The organism is Pseudomonas bharatica (genome assembly GCF_048586865.1).
In the GTDB taxonomy this organism is placed as follows: Bacteria; Pseudomonadota; Gammaproteobacteria; order Pseudomonadales; family Pseudomonadaceae; genus Aquipseudomonas; species Aquipseudomonas bharatica.
The window spans coordinates 53,947-76,945 of sequence record NZ_JBMAWR010000029.1 but is presented as its reverse complement, the minus strand read 5'-3'; the positions used below and the strand labels follow the sequence as shown (position 1 = coordinate 76,945).

Annotated in this window: 19 protein-coding genes; 13 read left to right on the top strand and 6 right to left on the bottom strand. The window is 63.1% G+C overall.

What is annotated here, in order from left to right; translation table 11 throughout:
- Positions 1-54: 54 nt before the first annotated feature.
- Positions 55-354 carry a hypothetical protein gene (locus ACKLLE_RS24320; RefSeq protein ID WP_420059296.1) on the bottom strand — a complete coding sequence of 100 codons (300 nt, stop codon included), beginning with the start codon at positions 352-354 and terminating at the stop codon, positions 55-57.
- Between the two features lie 193 nt (positions 355-547).
- Here ACKLLE_RS24320 and ACKLLE_RS24315 point away from each other — a divergent pair, with 193 nt between their 5' ends.
- The 7 genes from ACKLLE_RS24315 to ACKLLE_RS24285 all read left to right on the top strand — a co-directional run bounded on the left by ACKLLE_RS24315 (position 548) and on the right by ACKLLE_RS24285 (position 8,563).
- A complete protein-coding gene (locus tag ACKLLE_RS24315; protein ID WP_420059295.1) occupies positions 548-1,051 on the top strand; it encodes a sigma-70 family RNA polymerase sigma factor in 504 nt (167 codons plus the stop codon).
- Positions 1,051-2,004, top strand: a complete 954-nt coding sequence (locus ACKLLE_RS24310; protein WP_420059294.1) for a FecR domain-containing protein — start codon at positions 1,051-1,053, stop codon at positions 2,002-2,004. Before ACKLLE_RS24315 ends, ACKLLE_RS24310 begins: the two co-directional genes overlap by 1 nt.
- Before the next feature lie 90 nt (positions 2,005-2,094).
- Positions 2,095-4,551, top strand: coding sequence for a TonB-dependent siderophore receptor (locus ACKLLE_RS24305; protein WP_420059293.1), 2,457 nt, complete (start codon positions 2,095-2,097; stop codon positions 4,549-4,551).
- Between the two features lie 329 nt (positions 4,552-4,880).
- Positions 4,881-7,019, top strand: a complete 2,139-nt coding sequence (katG, locus tag ACKLLE_RS24300; protein ID WP_420059292.1) for a catalase/peroxidase HPI — start codon at positions 4,881-4,883, stop codon at positions 7,017-7,019.
- 115 nt (positions 7,020-7,134) lie between these two features.
- Positions 7,135-7,878 carry a class I SAM-dependent DNA methyltransferase gene (locus tag ACKLLE_RS24295; protein WP_420059298.1) on the top strand — a complete coding sequence of 248 codons (744 nt, stop codon included), beginning with the start codon at positions 7,135-7,137 and terminating at the stop codon, positions 7,876-7,878.
- Between the two features lie 168 nt (positions 7,879-8,046).
- Entirely contained in the window at positions 8,047-8,286 is a 240-nt protein-coding gene (locus ACKLLE_RS24290) for a type II toxin-antitoxin system RelB/DinJ family antitoxin (protein WP_420059291.1), read from the top strand.
- Positions 8,276-8,563, top strand: coding sequence for a type II toxin-antitoxin system RelE family toxin (locus ACKLLE_RS24285; RefSeq protein WP_420059290.1), 288 nt, complete (start codon positions 8,276-8,278; stop codon positions 8,561-8,563). Before ACKLLE_RS24290 ends, ACKLLE_RS24285 begins: the two co-directional genes overlap by 11 nt.
- 217 nt (positions 8,564-8,780) lie before the next feature.
- Here the strand turns inward: ACKLLE_RS24285 and ACKLLE_RS24280 are convergent, their stop codons facing one another.
- The 3 genes from ACKLLE_RS24280 to ACKLLE_RS24270 form a co-directional block, all read right to left on the bottom strand.
- Entirely contained in the window at positions 8,781-9,293 is a 513-nt protein-coding gene (locus tag ACKLLE_RS24280; RefSeq protein WP_420059289.1) for a BRO-N domain-containing protein, read from the bottom strand.
- Between the two features lie 193 nt (positions 9,294-9,486).
- Positions 9,487-10,734, bottom strand: coding sequence for a ribonucleotide-diphosphate reductase subunit beta (locus ACKLLE_RS24275; RefSeq protein WP_009398010.1), 1,248 nt, complete (start codon positions 10,732-10,734; stop codon positions 9,487-9,489).
- A gap of 173 nt (positions 10,735-10,907) precedes the next feature.
- Positions 10,908-13,811, bottom strand: coding sequence for a ribonucleoside-diphosphate reductase subunit alpha (locus ACKLLE_RS24270; RefSeq protein ID WP_279897944.1), 2,904 nt, complete (start codon positions 13,809-13,811; stop codon positions 10,908-10,910).
- 766 nt (positions 13,812-14,577) lie between these two features.
- Between ACKLLE_RS24270 and ACKLLE_RS24265 the strand changes: the two genes are divergently transcribed.
- Both ACKLLE_RS24265 and ACKLLE_RS24260 read left to right on the top strand, forming a co-directional pair.
- Positions 14,578-15,303, top strand: a complete 726-nt coding sequence (locus tag ACKLLE_RS24265; protein WP_009398006.1) for a response regulator — start codon at positions 14,578-14,580, stop codon at positions 15,301-15,303.
- Positions 15,300-16,910, top strand: coding sequence for an ATP-binding protein (locus ACKLLE_RS24260; RefSeq protein ID WP_420059288.1), 1,611 nt, complete (start codon positions 15,300-15,302; stop codon positions 16,908-16,910). Before ACKLLE_RS24265 ends, ACKLLE_RS24260 begins: the two co-directional genes overlap by 4 nt.
- A gap of 3 nt (positions 16,911-16,913) precedes the next feature.
- Here the strand turns inward: ACKLLE_RS24260 and ACKLLE_RS24255 are convergent, their stop codons facing one another.
- Complete coding sequence (locus ACKLLE_RS24255) at positions 16,914-17,615, bottom strand: 4'-phosphopantetheinyl transferase family protein (RefSeq protein ID WP_009398002.1); 702 nt, start codon at positions 17,613-17,615, stop codon at positions 16,914-16,916.
- Positions 17,616-17,728: 113 nt separating this feature from the next.
- Positions 17,729-18,517 carry a dienelactone hydrolase family protein gene (locus ACKLLE_RS24250; protein WP_064305029.1) on the bottom strand — a complete coding sequence of 263 codons (789 nt, stop codon included), beginning with the start codon at positions 18,515-18,517 and terminating at the stop codon, positions 17,729-17,731.
- A 148-nt stretch (positions 18,518-18,665) separates the two neighbouring features.
- Between ACKLLE_RS24250 and ACKLLE_RS24245 the strand changes: the two genes are divergently transcribed.
- The 4 genes from ACKLLE_RS24245 to ACKLLE_RS24230 all read left to right on the top strand — a co-directional run bounded on the left by ACKLLE_RS24245 (position 18,666) and on the right by ACKLLE_RS24230 (position 22,974).
- Positions 18,666-19,265, top strand: a complete 600-nt coding sequence (locus tag ACKLLE_RS24245; protein WP_009397998.1) for an outer membrane protein — start codon at positions 18,666-18,668, stop codon at positions 19,263-19,265.
- An 81-nt stretch (positions 19,266-19,346) separates the two neighbouring features.
- Positions 19,347-20,024 carry a response regulator gene (locus ACKLLE_RS24240; RefSeq protein ID WP_009397996.1) on the top strand — a complete coding sequence of 226 codons (678 nt, stop codon included), beginning with the start codon at positions 19,347-19,349 and terminating at the stop codon, positions 20,022-20,024.
- Entirely contained in the window at positions 20,021-21,367 is a 1,347-nt protein-coding gene (locus ACKLLE_RS24235; RefSeq protein ID WP_064305028.1) for an ATP-binding protein, read from the top strand. The genes ACKLLE_RS24240 and ACKLLE_RS24235 overlap by 4 nt, the downstream gene beginning before the upstream one ends.
- A 278-nt stretch (positions 21,368-21,645) precedes the next feature.
- Positions 21,646-22,974 (top strand): dicarboxylate/amino acid:cation symporter, encoded by a 1,329-nt coding sequence (locus tag ACKLLE_RS24230; protein ID WP_009397990.1) that lies wholly within the window; start codon positions 21,646-21,648, stop codon positions 22,972-22,974.
- The last annotated feature ends 25 nt before the right edge of the window (positions 22,975-22,999 follow it).

Genomic DNA, 22,999 nt, shown 5'->3' with positions numbered 1-22,999 from the left:
TCCGGCCAGAAAAAACACCTGAAAACACGGGGCCATTTGGCCCCGTGAAAAGATTTAGACGAATGCCTGGGGTGCAACGCCTCGTGGCAGGCGGCAACGATCGGGAAGAGCGCTCAGGCGCGCGCGCCAGTTGGCCTTGAAGCAGAAGGTGGCGGCTTCCTCGCGTGCCTGACTCACCTGGCGCTGCTTGCGCAGTTCAGCCAGGGACGGTGCTTTCTTCACCGGCGCGGCTTCCGCCTTGGCCAGCGAGCGCTGGCACGATTTGCAATCCACTTCGGCCTCGACCGCGCTGATGCTCAGGTTGTTACCGACGCGACCACAGGCGACGCTGTCGCCGTTCGTTGAGTAATGCATTACCAAAAGAGTACATCTCCATTCTGCGGAACAAAAAAGCCGCGCATTTTCTCACAGCTGGGCAAAGAGATGCCGCGTCCGGTCGGCCTGTACTCATCTTGTTGCAATTGCCAGAGCGGACTCTGCACAGATAGAATTGATAGCAATTCTTACTTACATTAATGCCGTCCGCCGTCGGCGCCCAGTGGTCTCTATGTCGTTGACTGATCGCGCCTCCTACCCGCATATCCAGGCCCTCTATTGCGAGCATCATGGCTGGCTGCACGGCTGGCTCCAACGCAAACTGGGTAACACCAGCGATGCTGCCGACCTGGCCCACGATACCTTCGTACGCTTGTTGACCCGACCGTCCCGCAGCTTTGGCAGTGAACCTCGGGCCCTGTTGACTCACATCGCCAAGGGCCTGGTCATCGACCGCTGGCGACGTCAGGATGTCGAACGGGCGTATCTGCAAAGCATCGCCCATTTGCCCGAAGCCGAAGTTCCCTCGCCAGAAACCCGCTGGCTGATCCTCGAGACGCTGCAGCGCATTGACGCCATGCTCCGCGAACTGCCCGAGCGCACGCGCGAAGCCTTCCTTCTTTCGCAGATAGACGGCTTGACCTACCCGCAGATCGCCAACCGGCTCGGCGTATCGTTGATCACCGTCAAACGCCATATGCGCGAGGCGTTTATCGCCTGCCTGAGCGTCGGCTGATGAATCCCGATATCGACCCGCTGATCCTCGGTGAAGCCGCCGACTGGCTGGTGCAACTGCAGTCCGGTGCTCCGACCGACGCCGACCACCGCGCGATCCAGCTGTGGTGCAAGCGCAGCCCGCAGCATGCATTGGCCTGGCAACGTGCCGAAGCCCTGCTCGGTGACTTGCATGCGTTACCCGGCAGTCTTGCCAGTGACACCTTTCGGCGCCTGCACCACAGCAAGCGCGTCGGCCGCCGCCAGGCCCTGCACCGTCTTGGCTTGTTCCTGCTGGCTGGTCCCGCATTGTGGATGGCCTATCGCGAGCTTCCCTGGCAGCAGTGGAGCGCTGATCAGCGCACCGCCATTGGTGAGCAGAAGTCCGTCGTCCTCCCGGACGGCACGCAACTGCTGATCAATACCGGTAGCGCCGTGAACATCGCCTTCAACGCCCATGAGCGGCGGATCAAGCTGCTGGAAGGTGAACTTCTGATCAGCACCGCCAAGGACCCGACCCGTTCCCTTGTTCTCGAAACCCGTCACGGCACCGCCCGGGCCCTCGGCACACGGTTCAGCGTTCGGATCGAAGGGCAGCAGAGTCATGTGTTCGTCACCGAAGGCGCCGTGGAAATGCACCCGGCCCAGGCAAGTGGGGCACTGATCCTGAACGCGGGTGAACAAGGCAGTTTCGGCCGCGAAACCCTCAGCCCGGCCCAGCCCCTGGACACGGCAGCGCTGAGCTGGGAGCACGGCATGCTGCTCGCGCGCACTATGCGCCTCGACGACCTGCTCGCCGAGCTTGGCCGCTATCGCCGCGGGGTGCTGCGTTGCCATGGCGACGTCGCCGCCCTGACGGTATCCGGCGCCTTCCCTGTGAAAGATACCGATGCCAGCCTGCGCCTGCTCCAGGACACCCTGCCGATCCGCATCAACAGCCTGACCCATTACTGGGTTGCGATCGAACCCCGCTGAAATAAAATCACACGCCGCCTGATACCTTTTTCCAGCCCCTTCGGTGAGGAAGTGAATCCTCACTTTCCTTTTTGCCGACAGGAGCTTCGCATGACATCCAGGCTGTTGCAGTCCGTTTCCCGAGTCAGTCCTCCGCGTATTGTCTTGAAGACGTTGAGCCTGGCTATCGCCCTCGCAGCCCTGGTTCCGCCACACAGTGTCAGCGCCGCCGAAGCGCTGCCGAACAGCGTTGGCCGCGGCTACAGCATCGAGCCCGGAGCCTTGGGGGATGTACTGGCCCGGTTCGCCGTGATTTCCGGCGTGCCGCTGTCCTTCGATGCGAAGCTGCTCAATGATCGGCATAGCCCTGGTCTGCAAGGCAACTACAGCGTCGAGGGCGGCTTCGCCCAACTTCTGCAGGGTAGTGGCTACGTGTTGCAGAGCCTTGGCAGCAATGGCTACACCCTGGCCCCGGCCGCCAGCGGCGATGTGTTGCAATTGGGCGCCACCAATGTCAATGCTACAGGTGACTTCGCTGACGATACCTATGCCGGCGGCCAGGTCGCACGCAGTGCCCACCTCGGTGTGCTGGGCAACCGATCGATCACCGACGTGCCTTTCAGCGTTGTCAGCTATACCGCCAAGGCCATCGCCGACCAGCAAGCCCGTACCGTTGGCGACGTCCTGCTCAACGATGCCGCCGTGCGCCAGTCGGCGGGTTTCGGTAACTTTTCCCAGGTTTTCACCATCCGCGGCCTGCCGCTGCAGAGCGACGATATCGCCTTCAACGGCCTGTACGGTGTTCTGCCTCGGCAGATCATCAACACCGAGGCGGTGGAAAGGGTGGAGTTGTTCAAGGGGCCCAATGCCTTCATCAACGGCGTCGCCCCGCAAGGCAGCGGTATCGGCGGCAGCGTCAACCTGGTGCCCAAGCGCGCCGGAGACACTCCGACCCGTAGCGTGACCCTGGACTACACCACCGACGCCCAGGTTGGCGGCCACCTGGATCTTGGCCAGCGTTTCGGCGAAGACAACCGCTTCGGCGCACGGATCAACCTGGCCCAGCGGGGCGGAGAAACGGCCATCGATGATGAGCGCAAGCGCACTTCGCTGATCGCCGTCGGCCTCGATTACCGTGGCGAGCGGCTGCGGCTTTCTACCGATTTCGGTTACCAGAAGCAGCGCATCGACAAGGGTCGCGCCGTGGTCTACCCCAATGGCACCAAGGTGCCCCATGCACCCTCGGCGAAGAACAACTACGCCCAGGACTGGAGCTGGTCCGAGCTGGAAGACACCTACGGCATGCTCAACGGCGAGTACGACCTCAACGACAACTGGACCGCCTACGCCGGTATCGGTGCCAAGCACACCCGGGAGAACGGTATTTATTCTTCGTTGTATGTGGGCAACGACGGCAGCGGTCGCACGGGCTTTCTGTATCCGCCCCATGACGAGGATAACAAGAGTGCCGTCGCCGGCCTGGATGGTCGGTTCGACACCGGCCCTGTCAGCCACCGGATGAACCTGGGCCTGTCCGGCATGTGGGGCGAGCAGCGTTCGGCGTATGAAGCGATCCTGGTGGCGAACCGGCCGGTGGGCAACCTGTACCAGCCGATCCAGGTGCCGCGGCCGACCAACACCTATTTCGGCAGCGATATCCACGACCCGCGTGTCGTCGGCAAGAACCGCATCAAGAGTGTCGCGCTGTCCGATACCTTCGGTTTTATCGACGATCGTGTGTTGCTCACCCTTGGCGTACGTCGCCAGACCCTTGAAGTCGACGCCTGGAACACTGCCAGCGGTGCGCGCACCAGCAACTACGACGAGTCCATCACCACACCGGTCTATGGCCTGGTGATCAAGCCCTGGGAGCACGTGTCCTTCTATGCCAACCGCATCGAAGGCCTGGCCCAGGGGCCGACCGCTCCGCTGACCAACGTCACCAACCCTGGTGAAGTCTTTCCGCCCAAGCGCAGCAAGCAGACCGAGGCCGGGGTCAAGCTGGACTGGGACAGTTTCGGTGCGACCCTGGGTGTTTACCGCATCGAGCAGCCGAACAATTCCACCAGCTACACCCCCGGCGTAGCCCTCGGTACCTTCAATGTCGATGGCGAGCAGATCAACAAAGGGGTCGAGCTGAACGTCTTCGGCGAGCCACTCGACGGCCTGCGGGTGCTGGCCGGTGCCACCTGGATGGACACCGAGCAGAAGAACACGGCCAATGGCGCCACCGACGGTAATCGCGCTGCCGGTGTGCCGCGCTTCCAGTTCAACCTTGGGGGCGAATGGGATGTGCCGGGCATCCAGGGCGCTGCCATCAACGGGCGCCTGCTGCGCACCGGGGGCGAATACGTCAACGCGGCCAACACCTTGAGCATTCCGGCCTGGACGCGGGTCGACCTCGGTGCGCGATATGGCTTCAAGGCCGACGATAAATACATCACCCTGCGCGCCAATGTGGAGAATGTGGCGAACAAGGCGTACTGGGCCTCGGCCTCGACGGCGAACAACTACCTGACACAAGGAGAGCCGCGCACCCTGAAGCTTTCCGCCACCGTGGATTTCTAAGCGTCCTTTCGGCGCCGATCGCCAGCTCCCGTCCACCGGTGAAGATTGGCGATCGGAGCCCGCCGCTTCGCTTTTATTTACATATCTTCCAATCGCCGCCCCCGGCCCTCTGCTTTACTTCTCCGCGCAGCTCGCGCCGCTCGTCGATTTCCGGATCGCCCAGAAGGAACTTTCATGTGCCTGCCTTGGTTTCGCTTGCCAAGAAGGAAATGGCTATTGAATTCATATAATTAATAAATTTTTCCCATGCGGCGTGCAGTCTTAAAGTTCCACCATTGTCGGCCGCGTCACCAAGGGCCGGTCTGCTGAGGAAAAAGGAGAAAGCAGCAATGTCGAACCAAGGTAAGTGCCCGTTCCACAACACATCCGGCGGTGGTACCAGCAATCGTGACTGGTGGCCGAATCAGTTGCGGGTGGACCTGCTCAACCAGCACTCGGATCGTTCGAACCCGCTCGGGGAGAAATTCAACTACCGCGAGGAATTCAAGAAGCTCGATTATTCCGCGCTCAAGGCCGATCTGAAAAACCTCCTGACCGACTCCCAGGACTGGTGGCCTGCCGACTGGGGCAGCTACGGCGGCCTGTTCATCCGCATGGCCTGGCACAGCGCCGGCACCTACCGCACCGTGGACGGCCGTGGTGGCGCCGGTCGTGGCCAGCAACGCTTCGCTCCGCTCAATTCCTGGCCCGACAACGTCAGCCTGGACAAGGCACGCCGCCTGCTGTGGCCGATCAAGCAGAAGTACGGGCAGAAGATCTCCTGGGCCGACCTGATGATCCTCGCCGGCAACGTCGCGCTGGAAGCCTCGGGCTTCCGTACTTTCGGTTTCGGTGCCGGTCGTGAAGACGTCTGGGAGCCGGATTACGACGTGAACTGGGGCGACGAGAAAGCCTGGCTGACCCACCGCGATCCGGAAACCCTGGCCAAGAACCCGCTGTCGGCCACTGAAATGGGCCTGATCTACGTGAACCCCGAAGGCCCTAACGCCAGTGGCGACCCGGCTTCGGCGGCGGCGGCGATCCGCGCCACCTTCGGCAACATGGCCATGGACGACGAGGAAATCGTCGCCCTGATCGCTGGCGGTCACACCCTCGGCAAGACCCACGGTGCCTCTGCAGCCAGCCATGTGGGTGTCGATCCGGAAGCCGGTGGTATCGAATCCCAGGGCCTGGGCTGGGCCAGCGCCTACGAAAGCGGCGTCGGTGCCCACGCCATCACCTCCGGTCTGGAAGTGATCTGGTCGCAGACGCCGACCCAGTGGAGCAACAACTTCTTCGAAAACCTGTTCAAGTTCGAATGGACCCAGACCCGCAGTCCGGCGGGTGCCATCCAGTTCGAAGCGCTGGACGCACCGGAGATCATGCCCGATCCGTTCGATCCGTCGAAAAAGCGCCGGCCGACCATGCTGGTGACCGACCTGACCCTGCGTTTCGATCCGGGCTTCGAGAAGATCTCCCGTCGCTTCCTCAACGACCCGCAGGCATTCAGCGAAGCCTTCGCCCGCGCCTGGTTCAAGCTGACCCACCGTGACATGGGGCCGGTGGCACGCTACCTCGGTCCGGAAGTGCCGCGTGAAGAGTTGATCTGGCAGGACCCGTTGCCCCGCCCCGTACACAACCCGAGCGCGGCGGATATCGCCGACCTCAAGGCGAAGATCGCCCAGGCCGGCCTGTCGGTGGGCGAACTGGTTTCGGTGGCCTGGGCCTCGGCCTCGACCTTCCGCGGTGGCGACAAGCGTGGCGGCGCCAACGGGGCGCGCCTGGCCCTGGCGCCGCAAAAAGACTGGGCGGTGAACGAGATCGCCGTCGGCACCCTGGAGCGCCTCAAGGCGGTGCAGCAGGCGTCGGGCAAGGCATCGCTGGCCGATGTCATCGTGCTGGCCGGTGTGGTCGGTATCGAGCAGGCGGCGCAGGCGGCCGGCGTCAACGTCCAGGTGCCTTTCGCACCGGGTCGCGTCGATGCGCGCCAGGACCAGACCGACGTCGAGTCGTTCGAATACCTCGAACCGCTGGCTGACGGCTTCCGTAACTACCGCCGCAGCACCAGTGCGGCCACCACCGAATCGTTGCTGATCGACCGTGCGCAACTGCTGACGCTCACTGCGCCGGAACTGACCGCGCTGGTAGGCGGCATGCGGGTCCTGGGTACCAACTTCGATGGTAGCCGGCATGGTGTCTTTACCGATCGTGTCGGCGCGTTGAGCAACGACTTCTTCGTCAACCTGCTGGACATGAATACCGTCTGGAAAGCGGCGGATGACAGCAACGAAGTCTTCGAAGGCCGTGACCGCAAGACTGGCGAAGTGAAATACACCGCCACCCGCAACGACCTGGTGTTCGGTTCCAACTCGATCCTGCGGGCCTACGCCGAGGTCTACGCCAGCAGCGACGCCAAGGAGAAGTTCGCCCGGGACTTCGTCGCGGCCTGGACCAAGGTCATGAACCTGGACCGTTTCGACCTCGCCTGAGGGATCTACCGAAGTAAAGGAGGGCCCGGTGAAGTTCTGCTTCACCGGGCCTTTTTTCGTCCGTGCTTCCGGCTACAATGCCGCCCCCTCGATCCCTTTGCATACCCAGGTGCCCATGTCCGGCAATGCTCTCTACACCGACCTGTCGGGCTACTACGACCTGATGTGCGCGAATATCGACTACCGCGCGCAAAGCCACTGCGTGCAGCGCCTGCAGCAGTTGTTCGGCAACGGCGGCAAGCGCCACCTCGACCTCGCCTGCGGCACCGGTCCGCATGTCCGCCACTTCATCGATGCAGGTCATCAAAGTGCCGGACTGGATATCAACCAGCCGATGCTCGACAAGGCGGCGTTGCGCTGTCCCGAGGCGCATTTCTCGCTGGGCGACATGTGCGGCTTCACTGTGGCCGAGCCGGTGGACTTGATCACCTGCTTCCTGTATTCGGTGCATTACAGCGGCTCTGTTGAACGGCTCAAGGCATGCATCGCCAGCGTACACGCGGCGCTGGAGGAGGGCGGGGTGTTCTGTTTCAACAGCGTGGACCGGCGGCGGATCGACAACGGCTCGTTCGTCTCCCACACCGCGACCCTGGATGATGCCCGCTTCACCTTCCGCTCGGCCTGGAATTACCCGGGTGAGGGCGAGCGGCAGGCCTTGCGGTTGAGTATCGAGCGCACGCTGGCGGGGCAGACCCAGGTCTGGCATGACGAGCACCCGATGGTAGCGGTGAGCTTCGACGAGTTGCAGGAACTGCTGGAGCCGTATTTCGAGGTGCATGTGCTGGAGCATGACTACGAAAAACTGGTGCCGTGGGATGGGGTTTCCGGGAATGGGTTGTTCGCCTGCGTAAAGCGCTGATATCAGCTGCCGACCACTGTGCTACCGGGTGGAGCATGCCGTTCATTCATGCCAGGAAGCCAATTCTGGCCCGTTCGTCTCGAAGTCCATGACCCTCCTTCCATGTGGTTGCATTTGGTGTTGGCTCAAGGCATTGTAAAGACGTTTGTCATTACAGGAGGGCAGGTGATGGCTTCCATCAATATTCGTGTCGACGATGAACTGAAAACCCTTGCATACAGCGAGCTTGAGCGGCTGGGAATCACGCCTTCAGAGTTTATGCGCCAGGCGCTGCAATATGTGGCGGAGCAAGGGCGGCTCCCTTTTCGGCCTGTGCTGTTGACGGAAGAGGATGAAGAACTGGTTGCAACTGTCCGCGAACGACTTGCCACTCCCCAGCGAGTGAAGGTTGAACTGGATGACTTATAGTCTTGAATTCGATAAGCGCGCACTGAAGGAATGGCGAAAGCTTGGCGATACGGTGCGCCAGCAATTCAAGAAAAAGTTGGCAGAGATCCTTCTACAGCCTCGTATTGAGGCAAATCGCCTTCACTCACTACCTGATTGTTACAAGATCAAATTACGCAGCAGCGGGTATCGTTTGATCTATCAAGTGATTGATCAGGAGGTCGTCATTTTTGTGGTTGCGCTTGGTCGGCGAGATCATGACCAAGCCGATCAAAGCGCTGCTGAGAGGCTTGAGTAGCCGGTATGGCTGCTGCTGAGGCAGCCACACCAAGCTGGCGCAACCCGGTCGAGGTGGGAGCGGATTCATCCGCGATTGGGCGCGAAGCGGCCATAAAACCTAAAGCCCCGGTGTATCAGACAAACCTGGGACTTAGGTTTTACGACGGCTTCGCCGCCGATCGCGGATGAATCCGCTCCTACCCCGTCCGCGTAGTGCCTTCATCCTGTAGCTGACCTCAAAACCGCAAAACCCGCCCCACCCACCCGCGCCGCCGAGTTTCCTGCGGCTCTGGCCCGACCTCATCCACCACCACCGGCATATCCCGCAACCTCACCCAAGGCTCGCTCTGCCAATACAACAAACTCACCACCCGCTCGCCACCCCAGCGCATCTGTCCAAGCCTCGGCCTATCATCCCCAGCTGTTTCCTGCCCATCCCGCAACACCGCCACCACCTCATGGGTCAGCCAGTGCCGCAATGACCGGTTCTCCGGCACATAGTGATGTGCCAGCAACGTATAGGCCCCGGACTCACTGACCATCAGCGCCTCTACCTCCCGGCCATAGCGCAACAGCCTCAGCGTGCGCCACTGATCCGGATCGAGCCGGCCGATGCAGCGCTCATCCACGAAGCGGCCCATCAGGCGGCCGAGCTCGCGGGCGCAGAACCAGGCCTGGGATTCGAGCCAGAGGGTGTGGAGAGGGCGGTTGTGGCGGGTAAAAAGAGTAGGTTCGTAGGTAACGGTCATGGTCGGCCTGCCAGTAATGGAAGAGCCGTTTCTGTCGGGAACGGATTGCCGCCGCGTGAGCGTTCTTAAGCGCTGAAGGCCAAAGCTAGGAAAGTAAAGGCTACCCGTCAATCTGTTGGGGTTGGTTTGACACACAAAGTAAAAAGGCTGCCCGAAGGCAGCCTTTTCCATAGAACAATGTGGTGCGAGCCCATCAATCCCAGCTCAACGCCCCACCCGTCTGATACTCGATCACTCGCGTCTCGAAGAAGTTCTTCTCCTTCTTCAAGTCCATGATCTCGCTCATCCACGGGAACGGGTTGGTAGTGCCTGGATATTCTTCCTTCAGGCCAATCTGCGACAGGCGACGGTTGGCGATGAACTTGAGGTAGTCCTCCATCATCGCGGCGTTCATGCCCAGCACGCCGCGTGGCATGGTATCGCGTGCGTATTCGATTTCCAGCTGGGTGCCCTGCAGGATCATCTGCGAGGCTTCTTCCTTCATTTCGGCATCCCACAGGTGCGGGTTTTCGATCTTGATCTGGTTGATCACGTCGATACCGAAGTTCAGGTGCATGGATTCGTCACGCAGGATGTACTGGAACTGCTCGGCCACGCCGGTCATCTTGTTGCGACGGCCCATGGAGAGGATCTGGGTGAAGCCGCAGTAGAAGAAGATGCCTTCCAGGACGCAGTAGTAGGCGATCAGGTTGCGCAGCAGTTCCTTGTCGGTCTCGACGGTGCCGGTCTTGAATTCCGGGTCGGAGATCGAGCGGGTGTAGCGCAGGCCCCAGGCGGCCTTTTTCGCGACCGACGGGATCTCGTGGTACATGTTGAAGATCTCGCCTTCATCCATGCCCAGCGACTCGATGCAGTACTGGTAGGCGTGGGTGTGGATCGCTTCCTCGAAGGCCTGGCGCAGGATGTACTGGCGGCATTCGGGGTTGGTGATCAGGCGGTATACGGCTAGCGCGAGGTTGTTGGCAACCAGGGAGTCGGCGGTGGAGAAGAAGCCGAGGTTGCGCATGACGATGCGACGCTCGTCGTCGGTCAGGCCTTCCGGGCTCTTCCACAGGGCGATGTCCGCGGTCATGTTGACCTCTTGCGGCATCCAGTGGTTGGCGCAGCCGTCGAGGTATTTCTGCCAGGCCCAGTCGTACTTGAACGGGACCAGCTGGTTGAGGTCGGCGCGGCAGTTGATCATGCGCTTTTCATCGACCGCGACACGGGCAGCGGAGCCTTCCAGCTCGGCCAGGCCTTCGGCGATGTCCAGTTCGTCCAGCGCAGCCTTGGCGCGGACCACTGCAGCCGAGTCGTTGGCGGTGACGGCGCGGGCTTCGAGGGCGGCAGCGCCACCGGCGCTGTCCAGCTTGTCGATGCCGGCGGCGGCGGAGTGGCCGGCAGCGCCGGTCTTGGCGACGGCTTCGCCGTCTTCTTTGTCGAATTCGTCCCAGCTCAGCATGGTGGGGTCTCCTGCTTGAGGGCCATGTTCAAAGTATGGCCGGTGGATCTTGGTTGCGTTGCTTGCGTCGGGGTACAGCAGTGCACGCAAAATCTGAGTGCCGAAGCGCAGGCTTCGGTTTTGTTGTTTCTGGCCCAGGCAACGAGGCGCCCCGCAGGACGCCTCGATTCACCTTACTGGCAGGCCTCGCAGTCCGGCTCGTCGATGGCGCAGGCCTTCGGCACTGGCGCTGGAGCCGGTTCTGCTGCCGGTGCGGCCTTGGCCTGGACCGGGGCGCTGCTGTCGCCACCACTGGACACGGCGTTGAGCTTGCCGGTGGTGATGGTCGACTTCTCGGTGCTGGTCGCGGCCAGGGCACGGAGGTAGTAGGTGGTCTTCAGGCCACGGTACCAGGCCATGCGGTAGGTCACGTCGAGCTTCTTGCCTGAAGCGCCGGCGATGTACAGGTTCAGCGACTGCGCCTGGTCGATCCACTTCTGGCGGCGGCTGGCGGCGTCGACGATCCACTTGGTTTCCACTTCGAAGGCAGTGGCGTACAGGTCCTTCAGCTCTTGCGGGATACGCTCGATCTGCTGCACGGAACCGTCGTAGTACTTCAGGTCGTTGATCATGACCGAGTCCCACAGGCCGCGCGCCTTGAGGTCGCGAACCAGGTACGGGTTGATCACGGTGAATTCGCCGGACAGGTTCGACTTCACGTACAGGTTCTGGTAGGTCGGCTCGATGGACTGCGAGACGCCGGTGATGTTGGCGATGGTCGCGGTCGGCGCGATGGCCATGATGTTCGAGTTGCGGATACCTTTCTGCACGCGCTCGCGGACCGGTGCCCAGTCCAGGGTCTCGTCCAGGTTGACGTCGATGTACTTGGCGCCACGGGCTTCGATCAGGATCTGTTGCGAATCCAGCGGCAGGATGCCCTTGGACCACAGCGAACCCTGGAAGGTCTCGTAGGCACCGCGCTCGTCGGCCAGGTCACAGGAGGCCTGGATGGCGAAGTAGCTCACCGCTTCCATGGAACGGTCGGCGAACTCGACGGCCGCGTCGGAACCGTAGGCGATGTGCTGCAGGTACAGCGCGTCCTGGAAGCCCATGATGCCCAGGCCGACCGGACGGTGCTTGAGGTTCGAGTTGCGAGCCTGCGGCACGGAGTAGTAGTTGATGTCGATCACGTTATCCAGCATGCGCACGGCGGTGTGCACGGTGCGTTGCAGCTTGGCGTGGTCGAGCTTGCCGTCGACGATGTGGTTCGGCAGGTTGATCGAGCCCAGGTTGCAGACCGCGATCTCGTCCTTGTTGGTGTTCAGGGTGATCTCGGTGCACAGGTTCGAGCTGTGCACCACGCCCACGTGCTGCTGCGGGCTGCGCAGGTTGCACGGGTCTTTGAAGGTCAGCCATGGGTGGCCGGTCTCGAACAGCATCGAGAGCATCTTGCGCCACAGGTCCTTGGCCTGGATGGTCTTGAACACCTTGATCTTGTTGTACTCGGTCAGGGCTTCGTAGTACTCGTAGCGCTCTTCGAAGGCCTTGCCGGTCAGGTCGTGCAGGTCCGGCACTTCCGATGGCGAGAACAGGGTCCACTTGCCGTCTTCGAAGACGCGCTTCATGAACAGGTCAGGGATCCAGTTGGCAGTGTTCATGTCGTGGGTACGACGACGATCGTCACCGGTGTTCTTGCGCAGCTCGATGAATTCTTCGATATCGAGGTGCCAGGTTTCCAGGTAGGCGCAGACCGCGCCCTTGCGCTTGCCGCCCTGGTTGACCGCGACGGCGGTGTCGTTGACCACTTTCAGGAACGGCACGACGCCTTGCGATTTGCCGTTGGTGCCCTTGATGTAGGAGCCCAGCGCGCGCACCGGAGTCCAGTCGTTGCCCAGGCCACCGGCGAATTTCGACAGCATGGCGTTGTCGTGGATCGCATGGTAGATGCCCGACAGGTCGTCCGGGACGGTGGTCAGGTAGCAGCTCGACAGCTGTGGACGCAGGGTACCGGCGTTGAACAGGGTCGGGGTCGAGGCCATGTAGTCGAAGGACGACAGCAGGTTGTAGAACTCGATCGCACGGGCTTCACGGTCTTTCTCGCCGAGGGCCAGGCCCATGGCGACGCGCATGAAGAACACCTGCGGCAGCTCGAAGCGCACGCCATCCTTGTGGATGAAGTAGCGGTCGTAGAGGGTCTGCAGGCCGAGGTAGGTGAACTGCTGGTCGCGCTCGTGGTTGATCGCCTGGCCGATGCGCTCCAGGTCGAAGCTGGCCAGGGCCGGGTCGAGCAGCTCGTATTCCACGCCCTTGGCGATGTAGGCCGGCAGCGCCTTGGCATACAGGTCGGCCATCTCGTGGTGGGTGGCGCTCTCGGCGACCTCGAGGAAGCCCAGCGCTTCGGCGCGCAGGGTGTCCATCAGCAGGCGGGCGGTGACGAAGGAGTAGTTCGGCTCGCGCTCGACCAGGGTACGGGCGGTCATCACCAGGGCGGTGTTGACGTCCTTGATGGCCACGCCGTCGTAGAGGTTCTTCAGGGTTTCGCGCTGGATCAGGTCGCCATCGACTTCGGCCAGGCCTTCGCAGGCTTCGGAAATGATGGTGTTCAGGCGGTTCATGTCCAGTGGCGCGAGACTGCCGTCGGCCAGGGTGATGCGGATGCTCGGGTGCGGCTGCACCACGGCGTCGCTGCTGCCACGGTTGGCGCGCTCGCGGGCACGCTGTTCGCGGTAGATCACGTAGTCGCGGGCGACTTTCTGCTCGCCGGCACGCATCAGGGCCAGTTCGACCTGGTCCTGGATTTCTTCGATGTGGATGGTGCCGCCGGACGGCATGCGGCGCTTGAAGGTGGCGGTGACCTGCTCGGTCAGGCGCGCGACGGTGTCGTGGATGCGCGACGAGGCGGCAGCGGTGCCGCCTTCAACTGCGAGGAACGCTTTGGTGATGGCAACGGTGATCTTGTCGTCGGTGTAGGGAACGACAGTGCCGTTGCGCTTGATCACGCGCAGTTGGCCGGGGGCGGTTGCTGCCAGATCCTGGGTCGAATCGGCGGCCTGCGGCGCCTTGGCCTGCGGGTTCTCGCGAGTTGTGTCGGTGTGCATGGGTGTCTCCACGTTCTCTATGTTTATTCAGGCGCCGGATAGGCACCCACCGTTCCATCCAAAGGTCCGACAGGCATCTGCCGCAGGCGTGGCTCGAAAGCACTCGCGCCGCGACAGGGCGTGCACCCGACTTCGGGACGGATCAGGAAAAAGGGGCATTCGCATGCCGCTCCCTGGCCGAAGTCAAAAGTCTTGGGTCGCCGACCCAAAATCTGTTGCTGTGCGGATGTGCGGCACTGGCCGGCGCCATCCATACCCGGAACAACGCCCTCTGAGGGCTTGCAACGGTCGCCTCCGCAGGAGCGGTTTGGCTGCTGAAATCACCTAAAGTTCAAGCAAAAAAAACAGCCACTGAAAGGCTTGAGTTCGATGCTTGACTTGTGCTTGGGATTTTGATGAAAACCCAAGATGTAGTGTTTTGCTGTGAGTGAGATACAAGATAATGCGGTATCGACCCTATTGCAAGGCGACGATCTGTGGATAACTTGTGTGTAGTTTGTGAGTGAAACTGGACAAAACGCTGTAGGCCGCGTCCTATCGGGAGAAGACCGCCTGTCATCCTTTTTTCATGTAGGAAAAGGCGACAGAGGATTTTTTGCGGGCGCGAACCCTATCACAAAAAGCACCCTCCACAGCGATCGCTGGCAGGCAAATTGCGTGCCCATGGCAAGCGGTTGGCAGTGCCCGGGGTGCCACGTAGTATCCGCTGCCGATGTTGCCTTTTGGCGACAGGATTCCAATAACAACGAAACGCAGGAGTGGGGCCGTGGAGCAGCGAAGCTGTCAGGTATTGATCGTCGAGGATGACCAGCGTCTTGCCGAGCTGACCCGCGAATACCTTCAGGCCAACGGTTTCAGCGTCGAGGTCGAGGGCGACGGGGCCAAGGCCGCCGCGCGCATCATCAACCAGCAGCCGGACCTGGTGATCCTCGACCTGATGCTTCCCGGCGAAGACGGCCTGAGCATCTGCCGCAAGGTGCGCCAGCGCTATCCGGGGCCGATCCTCATGCTCACCGCACGCAGCGATGACCTCGACCAGGTCCAGGGCCTCGACCTTGGCGCCGACGACTATGTGTGCAAGCCGGTGCGCCCGCGCCTGCTGCTGGCGCGGATCAACGCCCTGTTGCGCCGGGCCGAGCCGCCTGCGGTCGAAGAACAGTTGCGCAGCGTGCAGTTCGGCCCGCTGCGGGTCGATAACACCTTGCGCGAAGCCTGGCTGGGGGATGCCGTCATCGAGCTGACCGGCGCCGAATTCGACCTGCTCTGGCTGCTGATCAGCAACGCCGGGCGCATTCTTTCCCGGGAAGAGATCTTCACTTCCCTGCGCGGCGTCGGCTACGACGGCCAGGACCGTTCCATCGACGTCCGTATCTCGCGCATCCGTCCGAAGATCGGCGACGACCCGATCCATCCACGGATGATCAAGACCATCCGCAGCAAGGGCTACCTGTTCGTGCGCGAGGCCGCCGAGACGCTGGATCGCAACCCATGAACTCGATCTTCCTGCGCATCTACGGCGGAATGCTCGCCGTGCTGGTGCTGGTGGCGGTCCTCGGTACCCTCAGCCTGCACCTGCTCAACGAAGTGCGCGCCGGACAGTACCGCGAGCGCCTGGCCCACGGCACCTTCACTCTGATGGCCGACAACCTGGCACGGATGAACGGCGTCGAGCGTACCCGTGCCCTGGCCCTGTGGGAGCGCCTGCTGGGGATTCCGCTGGCCGTGCAGACCAGCGCCGATGCCCATCTCGATGGTAGCCAGCGCACCCGCCTGCAACGCGGCCAGGTGCTGGTGGAGCATCTTGGTCCGCACCAGGCCCGGGTGGTCAGCCAGCTCAAGGGCCGTGACCTGGTGCTGACCGGCGAAGTGCAGCAGATCAGCGAGCAACTGGCCCGGGCCACCATCTACCTGCTGGTGGACGAACTGGTGCGCTACCCGGTGGCCGAGCAGGCCCGGCGTCTGGCGGAGCTGAAAGAGAGCAAGGGCTTCGGGTTCGACCTGCGCCTGCTGGCGCAAGGCAACGCGGATATGGATGACGACCAGCGTCGCCGGGTCGAGGAGGGCGATACGGTGATGGCCCTGGGCAAGGACGGCGATTCGATCCGCGTCTTCGCCGGGATCGCCGGTACACCCTGGGTCCTGGAGATCGGCCCGCTGTACCAGATGAACCCTTATCCGCCGCAACTGCTGGTGCTGATCGCCGTGCTCGGGTTGAGCCTGATCGGCCTGGTGGTCTACCTGCTGGTGCGCCAACTGGAACGGCGCCTGTCGCAGGTCGAAGTGGCCGCCACCCAGATCGCCCAGGGCAGCCTGGACACCCGGGTGGTCGTCGAGGGTGCCGATTCGGTGGGGCGCCTGGCCGAGGCTTTCAATGGCATGGCCGAACACCTGCAACGCTCGCTGACCATCCAGCGCGAGCTGGTGCGTGCCGTTTCCCATGAGCTGCGCACCCCCGTGGCGCGGCTGCGCTTCGGCCTGGAAATGATCGCCAGTGCCAGTACCGAGCAGGCCCGCGACAAGCACCTGGCCGGGATGGACAGCGATATCCAGGACCTCGACAAGCTGGTGGACGAGATGCTCATGTACGCCCGCCTCGAGCAGGGGGCGCCAGCCCTGCATTTCCAACGGGTCGACCTCGATGCGTTGCTCGATCAGGTCATCGCCGAGCTGGCCCCGTTGCGGCGTGAGGTGCGGGTGCTGCGCGGTGCCTCACAGGACAGCGGCGAGGGCGCCTGGGTGGAGGCCGAACCGCGCTACCTGCACCGGGCCCTGCAGAACCTGGTGAGCAATGCCATGCGCCACGCCGAGGCGCAGGTCGTCCTCAGTTATCAACTGGGCCTGCAGCGCTGCCGTATCGATGTCGAGGACGACGGCCCGGGCGTGCCGGAAAGTGCCTGGGACCGGATTTTCACCCCCTTCACCCGGCTCGACGACAGCCGTACCCGTTCATCCGGCGGGCATGGCCTGGGCCTGTCGATCGTCCGGCGAATCATCTACTGGCACAACGGTCGGGCCCTGGTGGGCCAGAGCCAGCGGCTTGGCGGCGCCTGTTTCAGCCTGAGCTGGCCGCGAGAGCAGCCGGGGCCGGGCGGAGAATGAAGATCAGACCGCGATCAGGCTGAGTACCTGGTCGCCCATGCGGCAGAACTGGCCATGCACTTCGCGGCCGTGGTGCCAGTGCTCGGACAGGTCGGTGAGCAGGCGCAGGCGGGCGGCGCCGTCGTCGGACCATTCCAGCACTTCGGCGTGTTCGAAGTAGAAGCGCTTGAGCACCAGCGGATAAAGGGCCTTGAACAGGCTTTCCTTGAGCGAGAAGGTCAGGGTCACGCCCAGGCTCTGGCGGGCCGGGTCGAGACGCTGGAGTTCGGCTTCGGTGAGGATTTCCTTCGCCAGCCGTGCGGCGCGCTCGTTGTCGAGCAGGGTCTCCTGGTCGAGGCCGAGGCCCTGGCAGTCCTTCTTGTGGGCGACCACGGCGGCGGCCCAACCCTTGCCATGGGTAATGGAGCCGGTGATATCGGCGGGCCAGATCGGCGCGCGGTCGTCGCCGGTGGGCGGCACGTAGAGACGCCCATCCAGATGCTGCAGGGCGGCGCGGGCGCAGGCCCGGCCGGCCAGGTACTCGGCCTGGCGCTTGGCGACCGAGCGCTGCAGGGCGGGGGTCTGTTCGATCGCGGCGCGCTGGAAGTCGTCGGCGCGCAGGGCGGCCGGGTCGAAGGTGCAACTGACCAGTTGCGCGCCGGGGACCGGGCGGGGCAGGGGCCAGTGGTGCTGGAGGGGGGAGCAGCAGGCGGGGAGTCGGTTCATGGCGGGTATTCTAGAGCCGAAGCTGCAAGCCGCAAGCTTCAAGCTGCAAGAGAAAGCGGCGGTGATGCCGGTTGCTCTTCTTGCCACTTGTTGCTTGAAGCTTGCCGCTGTGATCAGAAGATCTTCTTGAAGAACGCCTGCAGATCCGCCCACGAACTTTCGTCCGCTGCCTTGTTGTAGCCAATGTCCGGCCCGCCATGTTCGCCATGGCTCAAGCGATCGGCATCCGGATTGGTAAACCCGTGCTTGGCCCCCTGGATGCTGACGAACTCATAGGTCGCGCCGGCGGCGTCCATTTCCTTCTTGAAGTCCAGCACCTGCTCCGGGGTGACCATGCTGTCCGCCGCGCCATGTTCCACCAGGATCCTGGTCTTCACGCTACCGGGCGTCGCTGGCGTGCTGGTCACCAGCGCACCGTGGAAACTCGCTACGCCGGCCAGCGATTCCCCGCGCCGTGCAGCGTCCAGCACCACCTTGCCGCCGAAGCAATAGCCGATGGCGGCGATCCGCGCCTTGTCGGTCTGCGGTTGCAGCTTGAGCAGTTCGACACCTGCATCGAAACGCCTGGCCGCCGCCGCCGGGTCCTTGAGCGCCGCCTGCATGAAGCCCATGGCATCCGCCGGGTGCTCGGTGTTCTTGCCGTCGCCATACATATCGATGGCCAGTGCGCTGTAGCCCAGGGCGGCGAGGTCGCGGGCGCGGCGCTTGGCGTAGTCGTTCAGCCCCCACCATTCGTGCACCACCACCACGCCCGGCACCGGGCCCTTCACCGCATCGTCGTAGGCGTAATAGCCGACCAGGCGCTTGCCGTCGGCGTCCTGATAAGGAATCTCGCGGGTCTGCACGGCAGCCTGGGCCAGCCCGGCGGCGCCCAGCAGGGCGGCAGCAAGCAATAAACGCATGATCGGTACTCCTGTTCTCTGAATCATGGATAAGCGAAACATCGATGACGTTCAGCCCCGGTTCAGGCGGGGTTCAGCCGCGGTTCAGGGCCGGGTTCCTACTCTAGCCTCCACACCTCAACCGCGCACCACCCTGGAGAACATCATCATGAAAAGCCTCAATACCCTGCTGGCCGCACTGACCGTCCTCGGCGCGAGCATGAGCGTCCAGGCCGACGATACCTTCGCCGGCCTCACCTACGGCCAGACCAGCGACAAGGTCCGCAAGTCCAGCGGCCTGGAGCAGAACCTCGGCAACCAGAACACCGATGGCATCATCGGCAAGGACGATACCTGGGGCGTGCGCCTCGGCCGGATCAACGACGACGGTCGCTACTACGCCACCTACGACAACGTTTCAGGCACCCACAACGGCCTTAAATTGCGTCAGGAGAATCTGCTCGGCAGCTACGATCTGTTCTATCCGCTGGGTAGCAGCACCAAGCTGTTCGGCGGTGCCAGCGCCGGCCTGACCAAGCTGACCCAGGACTCTCCGGGCGCCAGCCGCGACAGTGATATCGGTTATGCAGTCGGCCTGCAGGGCGGCGTGCTCCAGCAGGTCAGCGATAACGCCTCGGTGGAGCTGGGCTACCGTTACCTGCGCAGCAACGCCAGTACCGACCTGGGCGAGCGCGGCGAGAGCAAGCAAGGGGCACTGCGCCTGACCAGCAGTGCGCAGACCTACCTCTCGGCCAACTACAGGTTCTGAGCCCATGTTGCCTGAGCCGGCCCCATCGAGCGGGGCCGGTTCGCTGTTATGCTGCGTAACGCATTGCCAAGGGAGAAACCGATGAAATTGCTGGTGGTCGAGGACGAAGCGCTGCTGCGCCACCACCTCCAGACCCGCTTGACCGAGAGCGGCCATGTGGTCGAAGCCGTGGCCGACGCCGAAGAGGCGTTGTACCAGGCCGGGGAGTTCAACCATGACCTGGCCATCGTCGACCTCGGCCTGCCGGGGATGAGCGGACTGGAGCTGATCGGCCGCCTGCGCGCCCTCGACAAGACCTTCCCGATCCTGATCCTGACCGCCCGCGGCAACTGGCAGGACAAGGTCGAGGGATTGGCTGCCGGGGCCGACGACTACCTGGTCAAGCCGTTCCAGTTCGAAGAGCTGGAGGCCCGCCTCAATGCCTTGTTGCGCCGCTCCAGCGGCTTCACCCAGGCCACCATCGTCGCCGGCCCGCTGCGCCTGGACCTCAACCGCAAGCAGGCGGTGCTGGACGAGCAGCCGCTGGCGCTGACCGCCTACGAATACCGCATCCTTGAATACCTGATGCGCCATCACCAGCAGGTGGTCGCCAAGGAGCGGCTGATGGAACAGCTCTACCCCAACGACGAGGAACGCGACCCCAACGTCATCGAAGTGCTGGTCGGTCGTTTGCGGCGCAAGCTCGAAGGCGATTGCGGCTTCAAGCCGATCGATACCGTGCGGGGCCTGGGCTACCTGTTCACCGAGCGCTGCCGGTGATCCGTTCCCTGCGGGTGCGGCTGATGCTGGCGGCGGCGGTGCTGGCGCTGCTGTTCATGCTGGCGCTGCTGCCGGCGTTGCAGAAAACCTTCAGCCTGGCCTTGCAGGAGTCCATCGAGCAGCGCCTGGCTTCGGACGTGACCACGCTGATTTCCGCCGCCCGGGTGGAAAACAATCGCCTGAGGATGCCGGTACTGCTGCCGGACGAACGCTTCAACCTTCCCGACAGCCGCCTGCTCGGCTACATCTATGACCGCGACGGGCGGCTGGTCTGGCGCTCGCGGGCCACCGCCAACGAAAACATCAACTATCAGCCGCGCTATGACGGGCGTGGCAACGAATTCGCGCGAATCCGCCAGGACGACGGCGAGGAATTCTTCGTCTACGACGTCGAGGTCAAGCTGCTCGGCGGCAAGAGCGCCGCGTTCAGCATCGTTGCCCTGCAGCCGGTGCGTGAATACCGGCAAACCCTGGATGGCCTGCGGGAAAAGCTCTATCTCGGCTTTGGTGCCGCCCTGCTGGTGCTGATGCTGCTGCTCTGGGCCGGATTGACCTGGGGCCTGCGCTCGCTGCGGCGAATGACCGTGGAGCTGGACGAGATCGAATCCGGCGCCCGTGAAGGGCTCAGCAGCGAGCATCCACGTGAGCTGCTGCGCCTGACCCGTTCCCTCAACCGCCTGCTGCGCAGCGAGCGCGAGCAGCGCGGGCGCTATCGCGACTCGCTCGGCGACCTGGCCCACAGCCTGAAAACGCCGTTGGCGGTATTGCAGGGCGTCAGCGAGGGCATGGCCCAGCGTCCGGCGGACCGCGAGCAGGCGCGGGTCCTGCAAGGGCAGATCGAGCGCATGAGCCAGCAGATCGACTACCAATTGCAGCGCGCCAGCCTGCGCAAGAGCGGCCTGGTGCGCCACCAGGTGCACCTGCGACCGATGCTCGACAGCCTGTGCGGGACGCTGGCCAAGGTCTACCGCGACAAGCAGGTCGCGGTCGGTTACGACATGCCCGACGATGCACGGGTGCCGATGGAGCAGGGCGCCTTGATGGAATTGCTCGGCAACCTGCTGGAGAACGCCTGGCGCCTGTGCCTGGGCCAGGTGCGCATCGGCCTGCGCGAGGTCGATGGCGCGCTGGAACTGAGCATCGAGGACGATGGCCCCGGCGTACCGCCGGACCAGCGCGAGCGCATCCTCCAGCGTGGCGAACGGCTCGACCGCCAGTACCCGGGGCAGGGCATCGGGCTGGCTGTGGCCAAGGACATCATCGATAGCTACGACGCGCGCCTGACCCTCGGGGACTCCTCCCTCGGCGGCGCCGCCTTCCGTATCCGCTTCACTTCCGACTGACGGCGGGCGGATATCCGCCAACCTGGCCTGGCGAAATTCCGCCCCGGGCGGAAATCCGCCAACTCAGGCCCCATCGCGTGCCACCTGTTTGTGCGAGAAAGTCCCGTAAATGCAGGGGCTGCACCGCAAAAGCGCAAATTGGCATCGGGCTTGCTATGAAGCTCGCAGAGTTCTGCCACGCAGCTCGACACAACAAATCCCTCCAATGCAGGAGGGTTCGCGATTCAGGTACCCCGCGTCCTGGGAAGGACCGGCCGGTGCCCTTGAGGAACATAGCCATGACGACAGCCCGTCAGCCACTGTACAAATCGCTTTATATCCAGGTGTTGGTAGCGATCACCATCGGTATCCTCCTCGGCCATTACTACCCTGAAGCCGGCGTTGCCCTGAAACCCCTGGGTGACGGCTTCGTCAAACTGATCAAGATGGTCATCGCCCCCATCATCTTCTGCACGGTGGTGAGCGGTATCGCCGGCATGCAGAGCATGAAGTCGGTGGGCAAGACCGGCGGCTACGCGCTGCTGTACTTCGAGATCGTTTCCACCATCGCCCTGATCATCGGCCTGGTCGTGGTCAACGTGGTCAAGCCGGGCGCCGGCATGCACATCGACGTGTCCACCCTGAACGCCAGCAGCGTGGCCGCCTACGCCGCCGCCGGTGCGCAGCAGACCACCGTCGGCTTCCTGCTCAACATCATCCCGGCCACCGTGGTCGGTGCCTTCGCCAACGGCGACATCCTGCAGGTGCTGATGTTCTCGGTGATCTTCGGCTTCGCCCTGCATCGCCTGGGTTCCTACGGCAAGCCGCTGCTGGAAATGATCGACCGCTTCGCCCATGTCATGTTCAACATCATCAACATGATCATGAAGCTGGCCCCGATCGGTGCGTTCGGTGCCATGGCCTTCACCATCGGCCAGTACGGCGTGGGTTCGCTGGTGCAGCTGGGCTACCTGATGGCCTGCTTCTACATCACCTGCGTGCTGTTCATCCTGGTCATCCTCGGCGGTATCGCGCGTGCCCACGGCTTCAGCGTGCTCAAGCTGATCCGCTACATCCGTGAAGAGCTGATGATCGTGCTGGGTACTTCCTCCTCGGAATCCGCCCTGCCACGCATGCTGACCAAGATGGAGCGCCTGGGTGCGAAGAAATCCGTGGTTGGCCTGGTGATCCCGACCGGCTACTCGTTCAACCTCGACGGTACCTCGATCTACCTGACCATGGCCGCGGTGTTCATCGCCCAGGCCACCGACACCACCATGGACATCACCCACCAGATCACCCTGCTGCTGGTGCTGCTGGTTGCCTCCAAAGGTGCTGCGGGCGTTACCGGTTCGGGCTTCATCGTCCTGGCGGCAACCCTGTCGGCCGTAGGTCACCTGCCGGTTGCCGGCCTGGCCCTGATCCTCGGTATCGACCGCTTCATGTCCGAAGCCCGTGCCCTGACCAACCTGATCGGCAACGCCGTAGCGACCGTGGTCGTGGCCAAGTGGGTCAAGGAACTGGACGAAGACAAGCTGCACAAGGAACTGGATTCCGGTGGTTCGCCGCTGGTTGAAAGCCGTCCGGTCGACGACCTGGGCGTAGCTGAAGGTCCTGCCGTTCGCTAAGCGAATCGTGTGATGCAAAAAAGCC